This is a genomic window from Mycolicibacterium madagascariense (assembly GCF_010729665.1).
Lineage (GTDB): Bacteria > Actinomycetota > Actinomycetes > Mycobacteriales > Mycobacteriaceae > Mycobacterium > Mycobacterium madagascariense.
In genome coordinates this window covers 2,549,847-2,572,064 of the sequence record NZ_AP022610.1, presented here as the reverse complement: position 1 = coordinate 2,572,064, position 22,218 = coordinate 2,549,847, and the positions used below count along the sequence as shown (strand labels likewise).

The following is a 22,218-nucleotide window of genomic DNA, read 5'->3' as shown; positions in this document are numbered from 1 at the left end:
GGCCTTGCGTTCAGCTCGACGCAAACCCTGTGGCACGGCAGTCGGGTCGGGCACCATCGGTGCCACCCTAACGATGACCCGAAGGGCAGCGACGTGACCCGACCGCGGTTGATCCTCAACGCGTTCACCATGAACACCGCCACCCACGTGTCCTACGGATCGTGGCGCAACCCCGAGACACGCAGTGTCGAATTCGACCAGCTGGACGTGTGGGTCGAACTAGTCAAGCTGTTGGAACGCGGCACGTTCGACTCGGTGTTCTTCGCCGACGTCGTGGGCGTCTACGACGACTACCGCGGCGGTTGGGACACCTATCTGCGCGAGGGCCTGCAGATCCCGAACCACGACCCCTCGGCGATCGTGTCCGCGCTCGCGCTGTCGACCGAGCATCTCGGCCTGGTGATCACCAGCTCCGTGCTGCAGGATCATCCATTCTCGTTCGCGCGCAAGATCTCCACCCTCGATCACGCGTCACGGGGGCGCATTGGCTGGAACGTCGTGACCAGTGCGCTGAAGAACTCGGCCCGCAACTTCGGGCTGGCGGAGCGCGAGGAGCACGACGCCAGATACGAGTGGGCCGAGGAGTACACCGAGGTCGTCTACAAGCTGTGGGAGGGCTCCTGGGACGACGGTGCGCTCATACGCGATCGCGCCAGGGGCGTACACGCCGACCCCGACCGCGTGCACAAGATCAACCACCTCGGAAAGCGCTACTCGGTCGAGGGTCCACACCTCAGCTTTCCGTCGCCGCAGCGCACCCCCGTGCTGTTCCAGGCCGGAACGTCAACGGCAGGACGATCTTTCGCGGCTCGCCACGCCGAGGGCGTGTTCATCAACGCCGCGTCCCCCGCGGGCGCCCGCGCCGTCATCGCCGATACCAGGGACCGCGCGGTCGCAACGGGCCGACGCCGCGACGACGTCAAGTTCTTCCAGGGCATGTCCTTCGTCGTCGGGTCCACCGAGGACGAGGCGAGGCGGCGGGCCGCCGAGCTCGACGAGTTCCTCAGCGTCGACGGCCTCATCGCGCACCGCAGCGGTGGCATCGGCATCGACTTCGGCGGCCTCGATCACGACACCCCGATCGGCGATCTGGCTGCCGACGTGCAGGGCACCCGCAGCACGATCGAATCCCTGATCGCCGCAGCGCCGCCCGGCACGAATCCTACCATCGCCGACCTGATCCGCCAGCAGCAGGAGTCCACCCGCATCGTCGGGACACCCGAACAGATCGCCGACGTCCTGCAGGAGTGGCAGGACGCCGGCATCGACGGCCTCAACATCCGGTACATCACCACCCCGGGCAGTTTCGAGGACTTCATCGATCACGTCGTGCCCGAACTCCGGTCCCGGGGGCTCGCGCAGTCGGAGTATGCCGCGGGGACCTTGCGGGACAAGCTGTTCGGAGCAGGGCCTGAGCTACCCGCCCGCCATCCGGCCCGGCAGTGGCGGGGAAGGTTCACCCCGACCGCCGTCGCCTAACGGCGCGCCCACTCCTCGGCGAGCAGCTCGAAGGAGCGTACGCGGTCGGCGTGGTCGTGCGTGATGGTCGTGACGACGAGTTCGTCGGCGGCGGTGGCGTCGCGCAGCAGCTCGAGCTGGTCGACGACCTGCGTTGCGGTACCGACGAATTGGGTTGCGATGCGGTCGGCGACCAGCGCGCGGTCGGCGTCGCTCCACACGTGTCGGCGCGCCTCGTCCGACGTCGGGAACGGGATCGCCCCCTCGGCGGTGCGGATGCTGCGCACCCACGGCCCGTAGCCCTCGGCCAGCTCGCGGGCGGTGGCCTCGTCGTCGGCGACGACGACGTCGGCCGACACCGCGACGTGGGGCCTCGCCAGGCTCGCCGACGGCCGGAACGCCTCGCGGTAGGCATGCACGGCCTCCAGGACGCGGGCCGGGGCGACGTGATAGTTGGCCGCGAAGCGCAATCCGTTGCGGCCGGCCACGAGGGCGCTCTCCCCGCCGCTGCTGCCGAGGATCCAGACGTCGAGACCGGCGCCCCGCCCCGGCTCGACATGGGCCCGTTCGCCGACCTCGGACCGGTAGGTGTCGGCGATCAGCGCTAGCACGTCCTCGACCAGCTCGGCGTAGTTCTGCGGTGTGGCGTTGGGCAATTGGAGCAGGGCCTTCTGCATCGCGATGCGGGGGGACGTCAGCATCGGCGTCGGGTCGAAGGGGGGCGGGATCGGCAATCCGTTCGGCGCGCGGCCGTCGACGACGGGCGAGGGCCCGCCCGACGACGGCGACGGTGCGACGGGCCTGCCGCCGGACCGCCCGAGGCCGAGGTCGAACCGGCCGGGATACCGCGCGTCGAGCAGACCGAACTCCTCTACCGCTGACAGCGCCGTGCGATGGCCCATCTGCAGAGCCCCCGACCCCAGCCGGATCGTGGACGTCTCGGCGGCCGCCCAGGCGAGCAGGACGGCCGGCGACGTTCCCGCCACCCCGGGATTGAGGTGGTGTTCGGCGAACCAGTACCGCGAGTAGCCCAGTCGTTCGGCTCGCGTGGCGAGATCGAGGCTGTTGCTTATCGCCTGGGCCGCCGTCGCACCCGACGAGACCGGCACCAGGTCGAGTACTGCCAACGGGGTCGCGCTCATGACTCCATCGACGCTATCGGCCGTGGGCGCGGCCGTCGGAGCTCATCGACCTCGTCGGCAACGGTCCGGCCCGCCATCGGCCGGTTCGTGCCGCAGCCCTTCGAATCTGGCCGAGCCGAAAGGGGCTACCCGACGCCTCTGACCGCTCCGGCCATCGAATCCCTGCGAGCACAACGGCTGCGCCGCGGCGGTGCGGTGAGGTTGGATGACCCCATGAGCGAACACACCTATCGAGTGGTGGAAATCGTCGGCACGTCCCCCGAGGGCGTCGACGCGGCCATCCGCAACGGCATCAGCCGAGCCTCTCAAACCCTGCGCGAACTCGACTGGTTCGAGGTGCAGTCGGTCCGGGGCGAGCTGAAAGATGGTGCGGTAGCGCATTTCCAGGTCTCGCTGAAGGTCGGGTTCCGGCTCGAATAACTTGCTCACCCATCGAGCAGCTGGGCCGCCTCGACGATGTCCTGCGGGGTGATGGTGCGCCGCCCGCGCAGTGTCTCCAGGGCCCGTTCGACCAGAGTCGCAGTGAGCCAGGGATAGTCGTCGAACACCATGGCGCACGCCGCGAGTGCGGGCCGGTCGGCGATGGAGAAGAAGTCCGGCCAGTACTCGCGGGCCCGGTAGGACGCCATGCCCGCGGCACCACGTGCCGCCTCGCTACCGCCACTGGAGAGTTCGGCGTAGACCTCGGTGGCCTCGTCGTCACCCATGACGTCGCGCATCCATTCGAACGGGCCGAGATTGGTCATTCGAGACTCCCTTGCCTCGCCGTCGCACCGCTTGCGATGTCCGCCGGGTTCGACGCTAGCGAGGCCGCGCGCGGCTGCCGACAGTACGAATCGTTCTGATTCCAGGGGGCGTTGGGATCTACAGCAGGGCGTCGTCGACCAGGTCCTCGAGCTCCCTGCCCTTGGTCTCGGGACCGAGCAGGTAGCCGATGACCGTCAGCACCCAGATGCCGCTGAGGGCGAGGAACGGCGCCTGTAACCCGTAGTGGGCCATGCCCCAACCGATGACGGTCGGAGCGGCCACCGAGACCAGGCGCCCCCCGCCGACCGCGATGCCGAAACCGCTGCCGCGCACAGCGGTTGGGAAGAGTTCGGCGATGTAGGTGTCGCCGACACCCCAGAGCCAGCCCAGCGTTGCGATGGAGATCGCTCCGACGATCAGGTAGTCGGAGCGTGAGTCCGCGGTGACCGCCAGCACCGTCGAGACGGTCTCGATCAGGGCGCCCAGGATGGCCGAGGGCCGCCGTCCGAGCCAGTCGGCCAGCGCAGTGCCGACGAAGACGAACACGGCCTGCAGCAGGAAGAACACCAGCGCATACCTGATGGCCTCGGTCGAGGTCGCATGGAACCGCTGCACCAGGTACGTCGTCAGGAACAGCGTCATGCCCCAGTAGCCAACGGCGTTGGCGGTGTAGACGAGCCATCCGACGGCCACCCGGCGGCGCGCCCCCGGGAGGTGCCACAGCGCGGCGGGTCGCTGCGTCGTGGTCTGCACCGCGGTGTAGCGGTGGGACTCGGTGATGCCCTGGCGGACGAGGAACAGGATGACCGCGGGCACGATCGCGACGAGAAACGATGCCTGCCAACCGAATCGCGGCACCAGGAGCAGGGCCACGCCGGCCGCCAGCACGTAACCCAGTGAGAACAGCGAGAAGATCACTCCGCCGACGCCGATGGCTCGGGTCTTCGCGGGCCACACCTCGGCGGTGTAGGGCGCGCCGACGGCGAGCTCCCCGGCGCCGCCGACCCCGGTCAGAAACCGCAGCCCGGTGAAGGCCGCGACGTTGGTGGTGAGCCCGGCGGCCGCGGTGGTGATGCCGTAGAGCAGGATCGACGCCCCCAGCGTGGTCTTGCGGCCCCACCGATCGGCGGCCAGCCCGAAGCCGACCGTCCCGATCGTGTAGCCGAGCAGGAAGATCGAGCCGATGTAGCCGGCCTGTGCGTCGGTGATGTGCAGGGTCTTCTTGATCTCGGGCAGCACCAAGCCGTAGACGTTTACCGCGTAGGAGTCGAAGCCGTACCCCAGGCCCGCGGTCACCGCGACGAAGAGCGCCTGCCGGAAGGCGGGCGCTCTGGTCTCGACAGACGTGATCACCTTGCCACGGTAGGGAAACACCTGCGACGACAGAACGGTCGCGATCCCCGTGATTCGAAGGGTGGCAGTCGGTGACTTGGCATGGGGGGGTGACACTTTCGGGGCCTAAGCCGGGGTTGTCCCCAGGCGGTGATCCATCCACAGGGTCGAGGATTGGTGCTGTCGGGGGTCGATGGGACGCCATAGACTCGAACACGTGTTCGACACTCTGGTGACCACGGCGCTCTGCGCGCAGGGACCCGCCGCCGTCGAACTGTGGACCCGCGTGGAGAACGCCGCCTGCGCACACCGCCTGCACGCCATGCGGACCATGCTCGAGGCCGCCATGTCCGCCGACGGATCGGTTGACCGCGACCAATGGTGCATCGACAACTGGAGTGCGGTGTGCGCCCACATCGGCGCCGCCCAACGCCTCACCACCCGCTCGGTGTCGGCGACCCTGCTCGTCGCCCTGGCGCTGCGTGAACGCTTCCCCCGCCTGGAGGCCCTGTTCACCGACGGACGCCTGAGTTATCCGATCGTGCGGCTGATCACCACCCGCGCCTCGGCGGTCATCGACCCCGCCGTCTGGGACGCCCTCGACATCGCCCTGAGCGAACGGTTCACCAGCACCGACTACCCCACCTCGCTCTACCGCGCGCAGAAGGCCATCGACGCCGAGATCTGGCGCCTGGACCCCGCCGCGGTGCACCGCACCCAGACCCGTGCGCAGGGCCGCCGGGTGGACGTCACCATCGACGACGAGACCGGCATCGCCCAGCTCTATGCCAGCCTGTTCGCCACCGACGGCGCCGCCTTCACCACCCGCCTGGACGCCCTGGCCGACACCGTGTGCCCGCAGGACCCGCGCACCAAGGACCAACTACGCTCCGAAGCCATCGGGGCGCTGTCCTACGGCCAGGACCGCCTGGCGTGCCTGTGCCAACGCCCCGACTGCGAAGCGTTCCTGCGCCCACCGTCGACCGGGGTCGTCATCCACCTCATCGCCCACCCCGACACCATCACCGGGGACGGCCCCTCTGGTCTGCCGCCGGTGGTGCCCCCGGTTGACGGGGCCCGCGGTGCCGACGACGGTGGTGCACCGGCGGGCCCCTTCGCAGACGTCGAGCCCGAACTCGAGGACGCCACCGACGACGTGCCCGACGCTGACGTCGAGCCCGAGGACGCCGCGGTCGACGTCGACACCGATGATGCGTTTGCAGAGCCGAATTGGGCGATGGAGACCGAGCCCACATCCGCCGACCACCGCGCCGACGCACCCGCCGATCCGGACGCCGACGGCGACGCTACGGTCGACGCCGAAACCGATTCGGCATCAACGGAATCGGACTCAACGGTCGAGGACCAGTCCACCCTCGCGGACCGTCCTACCGCAGAATCAACCGACCAGGGCGACGTTGGCTCCGGCGCCGAGTTCACCGCCACGGAAGGCGTCACCGATACGGACGACGTCGCCACCGACGCCACGGGCGACTGCGACGTCGCCGACACCACCGTCGACGACACCACGGACGACATCGACGGGGACGCAGGCATCCACGACCTCGACGGGGACGCAGCCACCGACGGCGGGGACGAAGCGAACGACGCTGCCGCGGACACCGACAATGCCGACGCCGCACCCGAACCCACAACCCCCGACCCCACCACCGTCGCCGAGCTCGCCCCACGCACCCCCATCCCGTTCATCACCCCCGAACAGGAATGCGCCGGCCTCGACGGGGTAGCGCCCCCGCTCTACGACAAACCACTCACCCAACTCACCTGGGCCGAACTCTTCCACCCCCGACCAAGCCCCCAACACCTCAGCAGCCTGCCCCCCGCCACCCTCCTCGACGGCGCCCACCTCAGCGGCACCGTGCTACCCGGAGCCATCGCCCGCCGCGCCGCCACCGGCGCCAGGATCTCGATCATCGTGCACCCCGGCCAAGCACCCCCCGAACCGCACTACCGCCCCTCACCCACACTCGCCGACTTCATCCGCTGCCGCGACCAAACATGCCGCTACCCCGGCTGCACCAAACCAGCCAGCACCACCGACATCGACCACACCATCCCCTACCCCTACGGGCCGACCGCTGCCTCCAACCTCAAATGCCTCTGCCGTGAACATCATTTGCTCAAAACCTTCTGGAACGGCTGGCACGACCGCCAACTCCCCGACGGCACCGTCATCTGGACCACCCCCGACGGACGCACCCACACCACCCGACCCGGCAGCCACACCGACTTCCCGCAACTGTGCGCACCCACCGCACCCATCACCGCCCACCCGCCACCACCACGGCACGCCCACGGACTCAAGATGCCCACCCGACGCGCCACCCGCACCCAAGACCGACGCCACCGCGCCCTCACCGAACGCCAAGCCAACCGACGCGCCCTCGAGGAGGAGACCGCCCTCACCGGCCAATCACCCACCTGGACAACCGAACTCGAGCGACCGCGACTGGAATCGCACCCACCACCGTTCTAGCGGCAGCGTCAGATGTACATCGCGGGGTCGATGTAGGTGGTCGGGTCGACCCCCCGCTCCCGCTGCTTCTCCGTACGGTTGCGGACCACCGCGGGGATTCCCGTCGCAATGGATTGGGCGGGCACGTCGTGGGTCACGACGGCGTTGGCACCGATGGCACTGTCGTCGCCCACCGTCAGTGGCCCAAGGACTTTTGCGCCCGCGCCGACCGTCACGCGATTGCCGAGCGTGGGATGGCGCTTGCCGTGATTGAGCGACCGGCCGCCGAGCGTCACCCCGTGGTAGATCATCACGTCGTCGCCGATCTCGGCCGTCTCGCCGATGACGACACCCATCCCGTGGTCGATGAAGAACCGACGGCCGATGGTGGCACCCGGGTGAATTTCGATCCCGGTCAGGAAGCGGGTGAACTGCGTCAGCACCCTGGCGGGCCCGCGCCATGCCGGCATCGCCCACAGGCGGTGGGCCAGGCGATAGGACCAGATGGCGTGCAGGCCGGAGTAGACGAGCGCGTTCTCCAGGTCACCGCGCGACGCCGGATCGTGCGCCCGGGCATTCTGCAGATCTTCGCGCAGTGTCGACAGCAGCGTCACGACGAGGTCAGTCCCGGATGTCGTCGAAGAGGGCCGTCGAGATGTAGCGCTCGCCGTAGTCGCAGACGACCGCGACGATCAGCTTGCCCGCATTCTCGGGACGCTTCGCCAATTCCAGTGCCGCCCACACGATCGCACCGGATGAGATGCCACCGAGGATGCCCTCGTCGGTGCCCAGCTGGCGCGCGACCCGGATGGAGTCGGGAACGCCGACGTCGATGATCTCGTCGTAGACGTCGCGATCGAGCACCTCGGGAATGAAGTTGGCGCCGATGCCCTGGATCTTGTGCGGCCCGGCGGTGCCCTCGGTCAGCAGCGGGGAGTCCTTCGGCTCGACGCCGACGATCTGCACACTTGGCTTGCGTGCCTTGAGGACTCGTCCGACGCCGGTGATGGTGCCGCCGGTGCCGATGCCCGCCACGAAGACGTCGACCTTGCCGTCGGTGTCGGCCCACACCTCCTCGGCGGTCGTCTTCTCGTGGATCGCCGGGTTGGCGGGGTTCGCGAACTGATTGGCCGACACCGCATTCTCGGTCTCGGCGATGAGCTGCTTGGCCTTGGCCACCGCGCCTGCCATGCCCTCCGAGCCGGGGGTCAGGACGATCTCGGCGCCGTAGGCCCGCAGCATGACCCGACGCTCGGTCGACATCGTCTCCGGCATCGTGAGGATCACCTTGTAGCCGCGAGCCGCGCCGATCATCGCCAGCGCGATGCCCGTGTTGCCACTGGTGGCCTCGACGATGGTGCCGCCGGGCTTGAGCTCACCGGATTGCTCGGCCGCGTCGATGATGGCCGCCCCGATGCGATCCTTCACGCTGTTGGCGGGGTTGTAGAACTCCAGCTTGACGGCGACCTGCGCCTCGAGGCCCTCGGTCAACCGGTTGAGCCGCACGAGCGGGGTGCCGCCGACCAGCTCGCTGACGTTCTCGTAGATCCTGCCCATGACTGACCTTCCTGGTGGACCGGTGGCACCGGAGTTCCGTGGTGAGCGCACTTTCGTTCACTCCATTGCAACACGTCGGCGACTCGACCGTGCCAACTGGTAGGGGTCCAGCGCCGACCCAGAATCAGGGTGGCCCAAACCCTCGGCCGCCCCGACACCCCTGCCTAACGTGGCACGACGTGGTCTCCCCGACGCTATCCCGCCCGCTGGCCCCCGGTTCGTCCGCATTGACCGACCTCCTGGCGTCCATCGGCGAGGGCGCACGGCAGCGCGAGCAAGAACGCACGCTGCCCCACGACCAGATTCGGCGGCTACGCGAGGCTGGCCTCGGACGCCTGCGGCTGCCCATCGAGGAGGGCGGGGCCGGCGCCACCCTGCCCGACCTGTTCGGGTTCGTCATCGACCTGGCGGCGGCCGACTCCAACGTCGCGCACGCCCTGCGGGCGCACTTCGGCTTCGTCGAGGAACAACTGCACAACCCCGACCGGGATGCGGGCCGCCGATGGCTCGACCTGGTGGCGCAGGATCGGCTCTTCGGCAACGCCGTCGGCGAGCAGAACGCCCTGCCCGTCGGACGGCCGGCAGGCGCGGCACCCCAGTTGGAGACCGTCCTTCGCGCGGACGGCGACGGCGGCTTCCGCCTCACCGGCGTGAAGTTCTACTCCACCGGCACCCTCTTCGCCGACCTCGTGAACGTGCAGGCGATCGGTCCCGACGGCGTCACCTTCCGCGTCACCATTCCCGTCGACCGGGACGGCGTCGGGGTCGAGGACGACTGGGACGGTTTCGGCCAGCGGCTCACCGGAACCGGGACGACCCGCTTCTCCGACGTCGCGGTACGCCCCGACGAAATACAACGGACCGCCGTCGGGAACCCCGATGCCGGCCCCACCTACTACGGCGGCTTCTATCAGCTCTACCTCCAGGCGCTCACCGCGGGCATCCTCGCGGCGATCGCGGCCGACGCGGTCGCGCTGACCCGCCGCCGCGAGCGCAACTTCAGCCACGCCAGCCAGTCCGTGCCCGCCGACGATCCGCAGGTGCTGCAGGTGGTCGGCGAGATCGCCTCGGACGCCTTCGCCGCCAGGGCGATCGTGCTCGCGGCCGCGCAGACCTTGCAGGACGCCTCCGACACCGAGACGGACGGGGTGTTCGACCCCGACGTCGCCCGGGTCGCCCAGATCGCCGCGGCGCAGGCCAAGGTCGCGATCGACCGGTTCTCCTACGCCACCGCGGCCCGTCTGCTCGACGTCGGCGGCGCCTCGGCCACCCAGCTGCGCTACGGCCACGACCGGCACTGGCGCAACATCCGGACGATCTCGACGCACAACCCGACATTCCTCAAGGCCACGGCCATCGGCGACCATCTGGTCAACGGCGCGCCACCCCCGCAGAACGGATTCTTCTGATGAGCGCGAGCGCCGCAGCTGGTTCACTGATCCCATGAGCGTCGTCGTCGTCGGAAACCCCAAGCCCCTCTCACGTACCCGCGCGGCTGCCGAGCTGGTCGCCACGAAGCTGACCGGCAGCGCGCCCGAGCACGTCATCGACGTCGTCGACCTCGGTGCCGCCCTGCTCGGCTGGGGTGACCCAAAGGTGGCCGAGGCCAAGGAGATCGTGAAGGCCGCCGACCTCCTGGTCGTGGCCTCCCCCACCTACAAGGCCACCTACACCGGGCTGCTCAAGCTGTTCCTCGACCAGTTCGGCGCCGGTGAGCTCGGCCAGATTCCCACCGTGCCACTGATGCTCGGCGGATCACCCGCGCACTCGTTGGCGCCCGAGTTGACGTTGCGCCCGGTGCTCGTCGAGATCGGGGCGAGCTGCCCGGTGCCGAGCCTGTATCTCATCGACTCCGAATACGAGACCGCACCGGAGCTCGACCGGTGGCTGGAGATCGCCCGCCGGGTGCTGGCTCGGTAGTTCCCGTCCCCTCAGGCACCGGCGCGAAACTGGTTGGCGGGCAACGCAAGACGGTAGCGCTCGAGTCACGTCGAGCGCCCATCAGGACAGTGCCGAACTGTCGAACCCACCGGGCAGGATGTTGTCGCTGATGGTCGTGAGATCGACCTTCTTCTTGATCTCGCCGGCGTCGAAGAAGGCGTCGCTCAACTCCTGTTCGGCGGCGACGTCCTCGGGCAGGAACTGGGTGATCTTGAAGGGGAAGGAGTCCACCGTCGCCCTCGCGTCCTTCTGCGACACCCCCGTCTCCTTCACGATCGCCTTGGCGTACTCGTCGGGATTCTGTTGGGCCCAGTTGAAGATTCGGCCCACCCGGGTCAGCACGTCCGCCAGTGCGGCGCGGCGGACGGGGTCGTTGAGCGACGCGTCGGAGGCGACGTAGTAGTCGTTGGACTGGTCGATCGGCGGAACGCCCTTGGCGATGATGCGAGCACCCTGGCCCACCGCGACCGCGGACTGCGGATCCCAGATGGACCACGCGTCGACCTTGCCGGTGGTGAACGCCGACGCGCCCGCCGCCGGACTGAGGTAGACGAGTTGCGCGTCCCTGGGCGTCAATCCGACGCTCTTGAGGGCCAGGAGCGCCAGGCCGTGTGCCGAACTGCCCTGAGGAACGGCGATCCTCTTGCCCTTCAGATCGGCCACCGTCCGAATCGGCGAATCCTTGGGCACGACGATGTTCTCGGAGGCCTTCGTCGGGTCGGCCCCGCGCCGCGTCGCGACGATCTTGAAGCCGTAGGCCTGTGCCGCGCCGGTGATCGGTGGGACGGTGCCGACGCTCCCCAGGTCGATGTCACCGGAGGCCGCCGCCTGCACCAGCGGTGGACCGTAGTCGAATCGGGCGAACTTCACCTTGTACGGCGCGCCGTCGAACGCGCCAGTGACCTTTGCGAGCTCCTCGCTGCCGTCACCGCCATTGTCACCGATGGTGAACGTGTACTGACTCCACTCCGGATGGGCCGGCGTGGACCCACCCGAGGTGCTCAGTGCGCCATGCGTGGCGCTCGGCGTCGAACTGCAGGCTGCCACGACGGTCGCCACCGCCAGCGTCGCCGCGGTGACGATCAGACGAATACTACTGCGGGACATGGGTTCTCCTGTTTTTTAGTGCGCGCTGGCCAGACCGAGGTCGGCGAGCAGGGCCAAGCGCAGTTCGTCGCGGGCCAGGCTGGCCTCGCGGTCGGCGGCCGACAGCCGGACGCGGTGCGCGTCTTCGATTCGTCCGTTGCCCAGCACCACGATGCGGTCGGCCAACGCGATGGCCTCGTCGACGTCGTGCGTGACGAGCAGCATCGAGGCGTGGTGCTCGCGACGCAGTTCGCGAACCAGGTCGTGCATCTTGACCCTGGTGATGGCGTCGAGTGCCGCGAACGGCTCGTCGAGCAGGATGAGGTCCGGCTCGGCGACGAGCGCACGGGCCAGTGCGACCCGTTGGGCTTCCCCGCCCGAGAGTTGTTTGGGCCACGCCCTTTCCCGCCCGGCGAGGTGTACGTCGGCCAAGGCCTTCCTGGCGCGCTGCTCGGCATCGGAGCCGTGCAGGCCCAGCGTCACGTTGCGCAGGACGCGCTGCCACGGCAGGAGCCGGTCGCCCTGAAACACGATGGCGCGCTTGGTCGGAACCTCGACGCGTCCACCGTCGGGTCGGTCGAGCCCGGCGAGTAGGCGCAACAGCGTGCTCTTGCCACATCCCGACGGCCCGAGCAGTACGACGAGTTCCTCGTCGTCGATGGTGAGATCGAGGTGGTCGAGCACGGTGCGGTCGCCGAACGTCCTCACCACCTGGTCGACCAGAACGGCCTGAGCGCTCACGTCGCCTCGTAACTGGGCCGCCACCGCAGCAGCACCCGCTCGAGGATGCGGACGATCTGATCGGCCAGCAGGCCAAGCACCGAGTAGATCACCAGCCCGACGAACACCTGGTTGGTCTGCAGATACGTCTGGGCCTGGGTGACGAGGAAGCCCAGTCCCGAATCCGCGTTGACGGTCTCGGCGGCCACCAGTCCGAGGACGCTGTAGGCGAGCGAAAACCGCACTCCCACCAGGAATCCCGGCAGTGCACCGGGCAGCAGCACCCACCCGACGATGCGCCGGCGGCCAGCACCGGTCGTGCGGGCCATCTCGATCAGGCGTTGATCGACCCCCCGAATCGCGGCGAAGAGGTTGAGGTACATCGGCACGCCCGCACCGAACGCGATCAGCAGCACCTTGGTCAGTTCGTCGATGCCGAACCACACGATCATCAGGGGCAGCACCGCCAGCAGCGGGATGGTGTTGAGGATTTGCGCGACGCCGTTGAACAGGTACTCTCCGCGCCGCAGAAAGCCGCCGAGCACCCCCGTCACGATGCCGATGCTCAGCCCGAGGGCGAGCCCGAGACCCGCGCGCTGCAGCGAGATCGCCAGATCGGGTCCGAGCGTCCCGTCGCGCCAGAGTTCAACGGCCGTGGCCGCGATGTCGGTGGGCGCCGGGGCGTACAGCGGGGGGATGACCCCGGCCAACCCGAGGATCTCCCACACGACGAGGATCGCCACGGGCGTGGTGTAGACACCGAGTGGCCAGTGCAGCCGCCGCCGCAGGGCGGCGATGGCGCCCGGTCGTCGAATGTCGGCCGGTACGAACACGTCTCGGCCACGCGACGGCACTCCGGCGGGCGCGGGCCCGGCATCGGCGTCCGGCCGCGTCGCCAGACTGAGGTCTGTCATGGGTCTCCTCGGGTCAGCCGCCCAACGAGCGCGACGGCGTGCGCACCCACCATGGCGCACCGCGCGCCGGGTGCCGATCCATGAAATCGCTGGGATTCTTACGCGCCGGGCGCGACCCCTCGGCCGCTGTCGCTAAGGTGGTGGACGACAGCGCCTAGGGTTCCGGCGCACCTCGCCGGTGCGTGCCTGGTCCGAGCGGCGCCACCGCGGCTCCCGATGGGTCGCGGTCATCTGAACGGACAAAAGCCTGGAGGATCTCCGTCGGCGTGCCCCACGCCGGCGAGAAGGTCCTGCCGTGCTGGCCATTGCCCTCATCCTCGTGCTCGCGCTCGGCGCCGGTGCCCTCGGCGGCATCGTCGGCACCGGGTCGTCGCTGGTGCTGCTGCCGGTGCTCGTCGTGCTGTACGGGCCGCGCATGGCAGTGCCCATGATGGGCATCGCGGCGGTGCTCGCCAACGTCGCGCGAGTGATGGCGTGGTGGCGGGACATTCGGTGGCGACCCGTCGTCGTCTACGCCGCGACGGGCGCCCCTGCCGCCGTCCTCGGGGCGCACACGCTGTTGACGATCTCCCCGAGGATCGTCGACGGATTCCTCGGCGTGTTCTTCCTCGCGATGATCCCCATCCGCAGGATCGCGGCCACGCGGGAGTGGCGAATACGGCTGTGGCACCTCGCCATCGCCGGGGCGGTGGTCGGGTTCCTCACCGGTCTGGTGCTGTCGACCGGCCCGCTCAGCGTGCCCATCTTCACGGGGTTCGGGCTCAGCGGTGGCGCCTTTCTCGGCACCGAGGCCGCGAGCGCGCTGCTGCTCTATGCCGCCACGATCACCACGTTCGGGCAGTTCGGCGTTCTCACGACAGGTCTCGTCGTGCGGGGCTTGGTGATTGGCGTGGCCCTCATGGTCGGGCCGTTCCTCACCCGCCGGCTCGTCCGCACTCTCCGTCCACGCACGTACTCGGCCCTGATCGACGCGGTGTTGGTCGCAGCGGCCGCCGGCATGTTGCTCGCGCTGGTGAGCGGCTAGCGCGGGTTCTTCTCGCCGGCCTCGACGGCGACGGTCAGCCTGTTCTCGGCGGGCGCGACCGGGCAGGTCGCGAAGTCGGTGAACGAGCACGGAAGGTTCGCGGCACGGTTGAAGTCGAGCGTGACCGTGCCGTCGGCGGCCGGTGCGGCGACCGGTAGCGACCGGCACGCCGGGTAGGTCGTCACGCCGCTCGTCGCATCGGTGAACAGCACGTGCAGTGTGCCGTCCGCCCGACCGAAGGCGACGAGTTGCGATGCCACGCCCGAGATCTCGAAGTCGATGACGCCCACGGCGGTGTGATGGTGTTCGAGCCCCTCCTTGACCGCCCCGGTCGTCACGGTGGCAGGCCGCTCGTAGGGTGTGAACGTACCCGCGACGCGCCACGTCTCGTGTGGCGGATAGGTGGGAATGCCCTTGTAGGACAACAGGTATGGCGCCTTGGGATCGTGCACGCGCAACGCGACCGACCCGGTGCGGCGGATGACCTCGATGGCGGCGGTCCCCCGCCTCGACGAACAGGCCCGGCGCGCCTTCCGCCGGTTCGAGGCGCTCGGTGCCATCGATGCCCTCGACGTAGAGAGCGTGGGCATCGGCGCGCCACCGCCCGGGCAGATCGGCGACGGCCTCGAAGGTCTCACTCAGCCAATGCAATCCGGTGATGCTGACCCAGCCGAGCGGGTCGCCATAGTAGCGCTCGCGGTCCTCGTGCCAGTCGTTCCAGTCCGCCTCGAACGTGCCGGGGTCGGTCTGCGCTGCGGTGGTGGTCATCGTGCACCCTCCTCGTTCGGTCGACGGCTCATGCCACGACGTGTCTCGAATTCGACTGCGCCATCAGCGGCCTGCTGCGAATCCGGTCCCGCAGCGCCGGAGCCACCTCGGACTGGAACAGTTCCAGGCTACGGCGCTGGTGGCCGGGCGGCAGACCATCTGCGTCTGCACTGAGGTGCATCACCTCGTGGCCGAGCTGTTCGTGATAGCGGCCCACCTTGTCGATGACCTGCTGGGGGCTGCCGACCAGCTGTTCGGGCGCGGATCTCGGCTGCCCGAGACGCACCGGGGCGCCCGCTACCGTCGGGCGGCGGTGCCGTCTCCGCGGTAGCGCGCCCGCTGGCAAACACGTCACGGTTGGGCATCCTGGCGCGGCGGCTGGTATATCTACGGGCTCGACTGCGGCAAGGGGCACAGCGTGGCTGGTGGACATCGGGCGAGGACCGCTGCGCGCGGAAGGTCCCGGCGCGCCGCGGGCAGACACCGCGCGCCCCAGCCGCCCCGCGTCGTCGCACCGTGGCTCGGCGCGGGCGCGGTCACGCTGGGCATCGGTGCCGCGCTGGCCGGCGGGTCGGGCGTCGCCCATGCCGACGCGACACCGTCCGCCGGGGGCACCGCCGCAGCGCACGAATCGGCCACGTCGCCACACGCGACGCCGTCGACGACGAAGCACTCGGCGAAGCCCACCCCTCACCCGACGACGACGGACGCCTCCCCCGCCGACCACGCCGACGATCCGGCCGACCCCGCGCCGAAGGCCGCGCAGCCCGCATCGACAGCCGACGCGCTGGCGAAGACGCACCGCTCCTTCGCCAGTGCGCACACCCAGCCGGCGGCGGCGACGGCCTCGGCGAAGACCACGGCGAAGACCTCGGCGAAGACCTCGGCGAAGACCTCGGCGAATGCGAAGACCCCGACGGCCCACGCCACCACGGCAGAGACCCCGGCCGCCGCCACCGCACCCAAGGTCGCGCTCGCCGCCGCGACGACGAAGGCCACCCCCGGCGTGCTGCCCGTCGGCGCTCCACCGGTCGCGCCTCCCCTGCCGCGCAACCCCGTCGTGGGCGTGCTGACGGAGGTGGCCGCGGTGGTCAACACGATCATCTCCCCCAACCCGGCCGTGCCACCATCGAATCCGTTGCAGCTCTTGGCCTTTCAGGTGGTTCGCCGCATCGAGCTGACCCTCGGCCTCCCGGTGGTCGGCACCCCGATCTCGATCACCCGCGATCCGGTGATCGGGCAGAACCCGGTGTCGACGTCGGCGGGGGTCCCCAGCCCGACCGACGTCGCCGAGACCCCGTACGGCGAGATCGGCAAGTGGCTGCTGCAGCCCACCGGGAAGATCTCGACCTACGGCGGGCAGACGTACGCGGGCAAGACGATCATCGAGCCCGTCAACGTCATCATCCTCGACCCGACGTCGGCCTCACCCGCCGCGGCGACGCAGAAGCTCAACGCCGATCTGGGCGAGGCGGGCTTCCCCGCGCGGGCGATCCACAGCACCGGCTTCCTGGGCGTCATCGGCGACGTCACCTATCCGCAGCAGCCGACCGGTCTCCTGCAGGCCTACTCCGACGCCGACTTCCTGCTCCCCGACGACCACGCCCGCGTGTTCGGGCCCGCCCCCGCCGAGAGCGTGGCGGGGTACGTCTGGACCGTCGCGGCCAGCCGCGAGCTGTTCGGCTTCAACTGGTTGATCCCGGCCCACACCTACGTCTCCTACGACCAGGCCCGCGACGAACTGGCCAGCCGGCTGGTCGCCAATGGCGCCACCCTGGTCGGCATCGTGGCGCTGGACAACGCCTACGACGGCCCGTCCGCCACCACGGGCGACCACGACGGCTACGCCATCGTCGTGCAGCTGAACGAATGAGCCGGCTTCGGTAGCTCAGGATTCGGGGGTCTGGGCGATCACAGCCGCAGCCCCGTCGAAGAACGCGCAGACGCCACTGCGCTGAGCCGGGGTGAGACCGCGGGCAATGTCGTCGAGCGCCCGCACGACGGGCGCCCAGGTGTCGAACAGCAGGTCGAGGGCCTGCGGCAGGGCGCGCACCGTCACCCGGCGCCGGTCGCGCTCGTCCCTGATGCGTTCGACGTGTCCGGCGGCTTCGAGGCGGTCCAGCACCACGGTCACCGACGCCGTCTTGAGGTCCAGACGCCGCGCCAACTCGGTGGGCCCGAGCGGACCGTGCAGGTCGAGCAACCGCAGCGTCTGCATGTCGGTGGCGTTGAGCCCCATTCGCCGCGCCTGCCGCCGGATCAACTCGTCGTGGGCCTGAAGGAAGTCCCGCATCGACACCATGGGGTCGCTGAGCCCGGCGAGCCAGTGTCCCGAGGCGTCACGCTCGTGTTTCACACGGCCCTCCTCCGGGCAGGTATCGTTCGGACTACAGGTAATACGTAGATCTAGCTACCTTAGCTCGACGTCCCACCCGCCACACCACGGATCGGATCCCCCGCATGCCACGTCACGCCGTCATCTCCGGGGCCGGCATCGCCGGACCCGCACTGGCTCACCAGCTCGCCGCCCGCGGGTGGCAGACCACCGTCGTCGAACGCTTTCCGCAGCGGCGCGACGAGGGCCAGAACGTCGACGTGCGCGGGTCGGCCCGCGAGGTCGTCCGGCGGATGGGCATCGAGGACGACGTGCGCGCCGCCAACACCGGCGAGATCGGCATGCGCTTCCTCGACGCCGACGGCAGGCCCGCCGCGACGTTCCCCATGAACGCGCCGGGGCAGACCGACGGCCCGACGGCGGAGCTGGAGATCCTGCGCGGCGAGCTGTCCCGCATCCTGATCGAGCACTCCCGCGAGCGGACGGAGTACCGATTCGACTGCAGGATCGTCGATCTCGTCGACGACGGCGAGCGCGTGGCGGTGACCCTCGACGACGGCACGGCGCTCGACGCCGATCTCGTCGTCATCGCCGAGGGGCTGCGGTCGCGGTCGCGCCGATTCGTGACGTCCGCCGACGTCACCGATCTGGGCATGTACTTCGCCTACGTCACCATCGCGCGCGAGGACTCCGACGAACCGTGGTGGGACTGGCAGCACGTCAGCGAGTCCCGTGCGGTGCACACCCGGCCGGACAACCTGGGCACCACGCGCACCATCCTGACGTTCATCTCCGAAGTCCGCGGCCTGGAGGACCTGCACCGCGACGACCAGGTCGCCATCCTGCGGCGGACCTTCGCCGACGTGGGCGGCGCCGCACCGCGCATCCTCGCCGCGCTCGAAGATGGTGCGCCGCTGTACTTCTCGGCCGTCGGCCAGGTCAATGCGCCCGTCTGGAGCAAGGGCCGCATCGCCCTGCTCGGCGACGCGGCGTTCTGTCCCGCCACGTTCGGCGGGGGCGGGACCAGCCTCGCCCTCATCGGCGCCTACGTGCTGGCCGGTGAACTCGGCAGCACCGATGACCTGCGCACCGCGCTCGCCAACTACGAGCGCTTCATGGGCGCGCACGTCGCCGCCTCCCGGACCGTGCACATCGGCATGCTGCGACGGATGAACCCCCGTACGCGCCTTGGCATTCGGACGCTACACGGCCTCGCCCGCATCGTGGCGAGCCCGGTGGTGCGCACCGCCATGTCGGTCGTCGGCAAGACCCTGGTCCACGTGTCGGCCGACGATCTACGGCTGCCCGACTATCCGCAGGTCGCGGTCGCCGAGGGCGGGGCGCGCTAGCCGGTAGGGCTCAGGCGCTCCAGCGCACCTCGTAGGACACCGCGTAACGCCGCGGGCCCGCCTTGGGCTCGAAGAGGCCGCCCGCATTGGGAGACCACGCGACGACGCGCAGCAGTTCCTTCGTGCCGTCGAGGCGCTTCTCGATGGCGCGCGTCAACACGTCGCGCAGCCGCTCGTGATTCCGGTCCGAGACGTCCCGGCCCACGTACACGTCCCACAGTGTCTCTTCCATCCGCATCGCCTCAGTGTGAAGCCGTCGTCACCGACCGGCGGGCATTGGAATCAGCATGGCCGGACTCGCCTCGGCGTCGATCCGATCACGGGCCGGTCACGGGGTGCTGGACACCCCTCCGCTTACGCGCGTAACCTCAGCGGCAGTCTACGAAGGGGTGACGGTCACGTGAGCAATGCCATCGACGTCGAGGACACGGTCGACGCACCACACTCGGGAATGATCCCGGTCTTCAACCCGTCCACCGAGGAGCAGATCGCCGAGGTCCCCGACTCCGACCAGGCCGCGGTCGACGCGGCGGTCGCCAGGGCCCGCGACACCTTCGAATCGGGTGCCTGGCGCAAGCTGCCCGCCGCCCGGCGTGCGGAGGTGCTCTTCCGGGCGGCCGACATCATCCGCGCCCGCAGTGACGAACTCGCCGAACTCGAGTCGCGCAACAACGGCATGACCGCCATGGGTGCACAGCAGATCATCAAGGTCGCCAACGAGATGCTGATCTACTACGCCGGCTGGGTGGGCAAGATCCACGGCGAGTCGGCGCCGCTGGTCTCCGACGGCCTCCTCGGCCACTACGAGACGTTCCACACCTACACCCAGCTCGAGCCGGTGGGCGTCGTCGGTCTGATCATTCCGTGGAACGGACCCTTCTTCGTCGCGATGCTCAAGGTGGCGCCCGCCCTGGCCGCGGGCTGCAGCGTCGTCCTCAAGCCTGCCGAGGAAACCCCTTTGACCGCACTGAAACTCGAGGAGATCTTCCGCGAGGCCGGGGTGCCCGACGGCGTCGTCAACGTCCTCACCGGCTACGGCGAGACCACCGGCGCCGCCCTCACCGCACACCCGGACGTCGACAAGATCGCGTTCACCGGTTCGACGGAGGTCGGCAGGCTGATCGTCAAGGCGGCCGCGGGCAACCTCAAGCGCCTGACCCTCGAACTAGGCGGCAAGTCCCCGCTGATCATGTTCGACGACGCCAACCTGGACAAGGCGATCATGGGCGCGGGCATGGGCCTGCTGGCCGGCTCGGGTCAGAACTGCTCGTGCACGTCGCGGATCTACGTCCAGCGCGGCATCTACGACCAGGTGGTCGACGGGCTGGTGGCCTTCGCACAGATGCTGCCGATGGGCGGCAACGACGACCCGAATTCCGTTCTGGGACCGCTGATCAGCGAGAAGCAACGCACGCGCGTCGCGGGCATCGTCGCCGACGGCGTCGCGGGCGGCGCGCAGGTGGTGACCGGCGGTCAGCCGATGGACCGCCGCGGGTACTTCTACGAGGCGACCATCATCACCGACACCACACCCGACATGCGGCTGATCCGCGAGGAGATCTTCGGACCCGTCGGATGCATCATCCCGTTCGATGACGAGGACGAGGCCATCGCCGCCGCCAACGACACGGAATACGGTCTCGCCGGGGCGATTTGGACCGAGAACCTGAGCCGCGCCCACCGCGTCGTCAACGAGCTGCGCGGCGGCCAGATCTGGGTCAACTCCGCGCTGGCGGCCGATCCCTCGATGCCCATCTGCGGGCACAAGCAGTCCGGCTGGGGCGGCGAGCGCGGCAAGAAGGGGCTGGAGGCCTACTTCAACGTGAAGTCGGTCTACATCGGGCTCTGAGCCTCGTCGGCCGGCGCCTCCCGCAGGACGTCGGGGTGGAACCGCAGCAGGTATCCGAAGTAGACCCCGCCGGCCAGGATCAGGGCGACCACGATGAGCGCGGGGACGGTGGCGTCTCCCGGCGTCACCAGGAACACCAGTGCCGCCACCACCCAGACCAACGCGGCGATGGCGACCGGCATCTCGAAGCGGCCGAGGGTGAAGCCACCCTCCTTGACGTCCAAGCGCTTTCGCACGAAGAGGTACAGGATCACGATGGCGCCGTAGATCAACGCGGGCAGGATGGTGCCCCCGAGGATCAACTGCAGCAGCGCCTGGCCGGGTAGCGCGACCATCAGCACGATGCCGATGCCCACGATCAGGATCGTCGCCGGGACCGGCGTCTGCGTCCGCGGATGGACCCGTCGCATGAGACCGTGGGCCGGGAATCTGCCGTCGCGGGCCATCGCGAACACCTGCCTGGCGCAGGCCGCCATCACGACCATGCCCGCGCCGAACATCGCAAAGACCAAGCCCGCAAGGGTGATTCGTTCGACGACCGACCCCAGCTGACCGCGGATGATGGCGGCGACGGGAGACTCGCTGGCGCTGACGGCGGGAATGTCCTTGATCGCCAGCGTCAGCGCGACGAGGAACACCAGCCCGAGCACCGACGCGGCGAGCACCGACGCGACGATCGCCCGCGGGACGCTGCGGTACGGATCCCTGGCCTCCTCGGCGAGATTGGCCGCCGAGTCGAACCCGACGAGGGTCAGCAGGCCCATCAGCATCCCGGCCATCAGGCCACCGCCGAGACCGAAGTAGTCGGGCGCGTTCGCGGTGATCCCGCGCGAGGTCAGGTTGTCGAAGGTGCCGCTCCCGGTGAACAGCATGACCGCGCCGAGGGCGAGGACCAGCACCACGACGATCGCGAGCTCCAGACCCACCGCGGCGGAGGTGATCAGCCCAAGCAACCGCGTCGAGGCGATCACCAGCACGGCCTGCACGACGAGCACCCCCACCGTGATGATCCGCGCGGTGTCCTCACTCGCGGGCAGTCCCAACATCGGCATCAGGGCCTGACTGGACAGTGCGTCGTCCATGGCGACCACGCCGGTCGCCAGGTACCAGAACGTCAACCAGCCGAACAACCAGCCGACCTTCGGACTGGCCAGACGCGACGCCCACTGATAGGACGACCCGCTCAGCGCGATGCGCGCGGCGAACTGCGCGACGACCAGTGCCACCAGGGTCTGGCCGATCGAGGCGATCACCCACAGCCAGATCCCCACCGGTCCCGCCGTCCCCAGCAGGTTCTCGTACGACGCGAAGATCCCCACCGCCACCGAGATGAAGGCGAACGAGATCGCGAATACCTGAAACGAGCCGAGCGTCCGCTTGAGCTCCGGCTCCTGCGCCGTGTCCCGCACCGCCATGTCCGCCCCCTCCCCACGGGTGATGCACGAACCGTAGGGGACGCAGCCGCCCGAAATTGGCATTTGCGTCAAACCCGCATTGGCGGCGCAAGGCCGCGGTGCCGC

20 protein-coding genes and 2 pseudogenes are annotated in these 22,218 nt (G+C 69.4%); 9 read left to right on the top strand and 13 right to left on the bottom strand.

The window, feature by feature from the left end:
* Nucleotides 1-93: 93 nt before the first annotated feature.
* A complete protein-coding gene (locus tag G6N60_RS12130; protein WP_246240596.1) occupies nucleotides 94-1,479 on the top strand; it encodes an LLM class flavin-dependent oxidoreductase in 1,386 nt (461 codons plus the stop codon).
* Here G6N60_RS12130 and G6N60_RS12125 read toward each other — a convergent pair.
* Nucleotides 1,476-2,600 carry an LLM class flavin-dependent oxidoreductase gene (locus G6N60_RS12125; protein WP_163737116.1) on the bottom strand — a complete coding sequence of 375 codons (1,125 nt, stop codon included), beginning with the start codon at nucleotides 2,598-2,600 and terminating at the stop codon, nucleotides 1,476-1,478. The two genes, G6N60_RS12130 and G6N60_RS12125, sit on opposite strands and share 4 nt — an antisense overlap.
* A gap of 213 nt (nucleotides 2,601-2,813) precedes the next feature.
* Between G6N60_RS12125 and G6N60_RS12120 the strand changes: the two genes are divergently transcribed.
* Complete coding sequence (locus G6N60_RS12120) at nucleotides 2,814-3,020, top strand: dodecin (protein WP_163737113.1); 207 nt, start codon at nucleotides 2,814-2,816, stop codon at nucleotides 3,018-3,020.
* A 5-nt stretch (nucleotides 3,021-3,025) separates the two neighbouring features.
* Here the strand turns inward: G6N60_RS12120 and G6N60_RS12115 are convergent, their stop codons facing one another.
* A complete protein-coding gene (locus G6N60_RS12115; protein WP_163737111.1) occupies nucleotides 3,026-3,346 on the bottom strand; it encodes a histone H3 family protein in 321 nt (106 codons plus the stop codon).
* 118 nt (nucleotides 3,347-3,464) lie between these two features.
* On the bottom strand, nucleotides 3,465-4,700 hold the full coding sequence (locus tag G6N60_RS12110; protein ID WP_246240594.1) for an MFS transporter: 1,236 nt from the start codon (nucleotides 4,698-4,700) through the stop codon (nucleotides 3,465-3,467).
* A 196-nt stretch (nucleotides 4,701-4,896) separates the two neighbouring features.
* Here G6N60_RS12110 and G6N60_RS12105 point away from each other — a divergent pair, with 196 nt between their 5' ends.
* Nucleotides 4,897-7,176, top strand: coding sequence for an HNH endonuclease signature motif containing protein (locus G6N60_RS12105; RefSeq protein ID WP_163737105.1), 2,280 nt, complete (start codon nucleotides 4,897-4,899; stop codon nucleotides 7,174-7,176).
* Between the two features lie 8 nt (nucleotides 7,177-7,184).
* Here G6N60_RS12105 and epsC read toward each other — a convergent pair whose 3' ends face one another.
* Together epsC and cysK are read right to left on the bottom strand one after the other, a co-directional pair.
* Nucleotides 7,185-7,769, bottom strand: a complete 585-nt coding sequence (gene epsC, locus G6N60_RS12100; protein WP_163737102.1) for a serine O-acetyltransferase EpsC — start codon at nucleotides 7,767-7,769, stop codon at nucleotides 7,185-7,187.
* Between the two features lie 7 nt (nucleotides 7,770-7,776).
* Nucleotides 7,777-8,712, bottom strand: coding sequence for a cysteine synthase A (gene cysK, locus G6N60_RS12095; RefSeq protein WP_163737100.1), 936 nt, complete (start codon nucleotides 8,710-8,712; stop codon nucleotides 7,777-7,779).
* Between the two features lie 179 nt (nucleotides 8,713-8,891).
* On the opposite strand from cysK, the gene G6N60_RS12090 reads away from it, so the two are divergent.
* The gene (locus G6N60_RS12090) at nucleotides 8,892-10,121 is read left to right on the top strand and encodes an acyl-CoA dehydrogenase family protein (protein WP_246240591.1); all 1,230 of its coding nucleotides are present in this window, start codon (nucleotides 8,892-8,894) and stop codon (nucleotides 10,119-10,121) included.
* Between the two features lie 34 nt (nucleotides 10,122-10,155).
* Complete coding sequence (locus G6N60_RS12085) at nucleotides 10,156-10,632, top strand: NADPH-dependent FMN reductase (RefSeq protein WP_163737098.1); 477 nt, start codon at nucleotides 10,156-10,158, stop codon at nucleotides 10,630-10,632.
* Between the two features lie 81 nt (nucleotides 10,633-10,713).
* Here G6N60_RS12085 and G6N60_RS12080 read toward each other — a convergent pair whose 3' ends face one another.
* From G6N60_RS12080 to G6N60_RS12070, 3 genes are read right to left on the bottom strand one after another with little or no spacing between them, the layout of a single operon-like run.
* Nucleotides 10,714-11,760 (bottom strand): aliphatic sulfonate ABC transporter substrate-binding protein, encoded by a 1,047-nt coding sequence (locus G6N60_RS12080; RefSeq protein ID WP_163737096.1) that lies wholly within the window; start codon nucleotides 11,758-11,760, stop codon nucleotides 10,714-10,716.
* Nucleotides 11,761-11,775: 15 nt separating this feature from the next.
* A complete protein-coding gene (locus G6N60_RS12075; RefSeq protein WP_197746936.1) occupies nucleotides 11,776-12,480 on the bottom strand; it encodes an ABC transporter ATP-binding protein in 705 nt (234 codons plus the stop codon).
* A complete protein-coding gene (locus G6N60_RS12070) occupies nucleotides 12,477-13,373 on the bottom strand; it encodes an ABC transporter permease (RefSeq protein WP_163737092.1) in 897 nt (298 codons plus the stop codon). The genes G6N60_RS12075 and G6N60_RS12070 overlap by 4 nt, the downstream gene beginning before the upstream one ends.
* 295 nt (nucleotides 13,374-13,668) lie before the next feature.
* Between G6N60_RS12070 and G6N60_RS12065 the strand changes: the two genes are divergently transcribed.
* A complete protein-coding gene (locus tag G6N60_RS12065) occupies nucleotides 13,669-14,397 on the top strand; it encodes a sulfite exporter TauE/SafE family protein (protein WP_163737090.1) in 729 nt (242 codons plus the stop codon).
* Here G6N60_RS12065 and G6N60_RS12060 read toward each other — a convergent pair.
* Nucleotides 14,394-15,165 (bottom strand): annotated as a pseudogene (locus G6N60_RS12060) (DUF1684 domain-containing protein). The gene G6N60_RS12065 and the pseudogene G6N60_RS12060 sit on opposite strands and share 4 nt — an antisense overlap.
* A 28-nt stretch (nucleotides 15,166-15,193) precedes the next feature.
* Nucleotides 15,194-15,415: pseudogene (locus tag G6N60_RS12055) on the bottom strand (LLM class flavin-dependent oxidoreductase); the annotation flags it as partial.
* 168 nt (nucleotides 15,416-15,583) lie between these two features.
* Here G6N60_RS12055 and G6N60_RS12050 point away from each other — a divergent pair.
* Nucleotides 15,584-17,038 (top strand): hypothetical protein, encoded by a 1,455-nt coding sequence (locus G6N60_RS12050; protein ID WP_163737088.1) that lies wholly within the window; start codon nucleotides 15,584-15,586, stop codon nucleotides 17,036-17,038.
* A gap of 15 nt (nucleotides 17,039-17,053) precedes the next feature.
* Here G6N60_RS12050 and G6N60_RS12045 read toward each other — a convergent pair whose 3' ends face one another.
* Nucleotides 17,054-17,521 carry a MarR family winged helix-turn-helix transcriptional regulator gene (locus G6N60_RS12045; protein WP_163737086.1) on the bottom strand — a complete coding sequence of 156 codons (468 nt, stop codon included), beginning with the start codon at nucleotides 17,519-17,521 and terminating at the stop codon, nucleotides 17,054-17,056.
* A gap of 104 nt (nucleotides 17,522-17,625) precedes the next feature.
* On the opposite strand from G6N60_RS12045, the gene G6N60_RS12040 reads away from it, so the two are divergent.
* Nucleotides 17,626-18,849 (top strand): FAD-dependent monooxygenase, encoded by a 1,224-nt coding sequence (locus tag G6N60_RS12040; protein WP_163737083.1) that lies wholly within the window; start codon nucleotides 17,626-17,628, stop codon nucleotides 18,847-18,849.
* Between the two features lie 10 nt (nucleotides 18,850-18,859).
* Here G6N60_RS12040 and G6N60_RS12035 read toward each other — a convergent pair whose 3' ends face one another.
* Nucleotides 18,860-19,081 (bottom strand): hypothetical protein, encoded by a 222-nt coding sequence (locus G6N60_RS12035; protein ID WP_246240586.1) that lies wholly within the window; start codon nucleotides 19,079-19,081, stop codon nucleotides 18,860-18,862.
* A gap of 219 nt (nucleotides 19,082-19,300) precedes the next feature.
* On the opposite strand from G6N60_RS12035, the gene G6N60_RS12030 reads away from it, so the two are divergent.
* Nucleotides 19,301-20,698: an aldehyde dehydrogenase family protein gene (locus G6N60_RS12030; RefSeq protein ID WP_163743839.1), complete on the top strand. Its 1,398-nt coding sequence runs from the start codon at nucleotides 19,301-19,303 to the stop codon at nucleotides 20,696-20,698.
* Here the strand turns inward: G6N60_RS12030 and G6N60_RS12025 are convergent.
* On the bottom strand, nucleotides 20,683-22,113 hold the full coding sequence (locus G6N60_RS12025) for an APC family permease (RefSeq protein ID WP_163737080.1): 1,431 nt from the start codon (nucleotides 22,111-22,113) through the stop codon (nucleotides 20,683-20,685). The genes G6N60_RS12030 and G6N60_RS12025 overlap by 16 nt on opposite strands.
* Nucleotides 22,114-22,218: the final 105 nt, after the last annotated feature.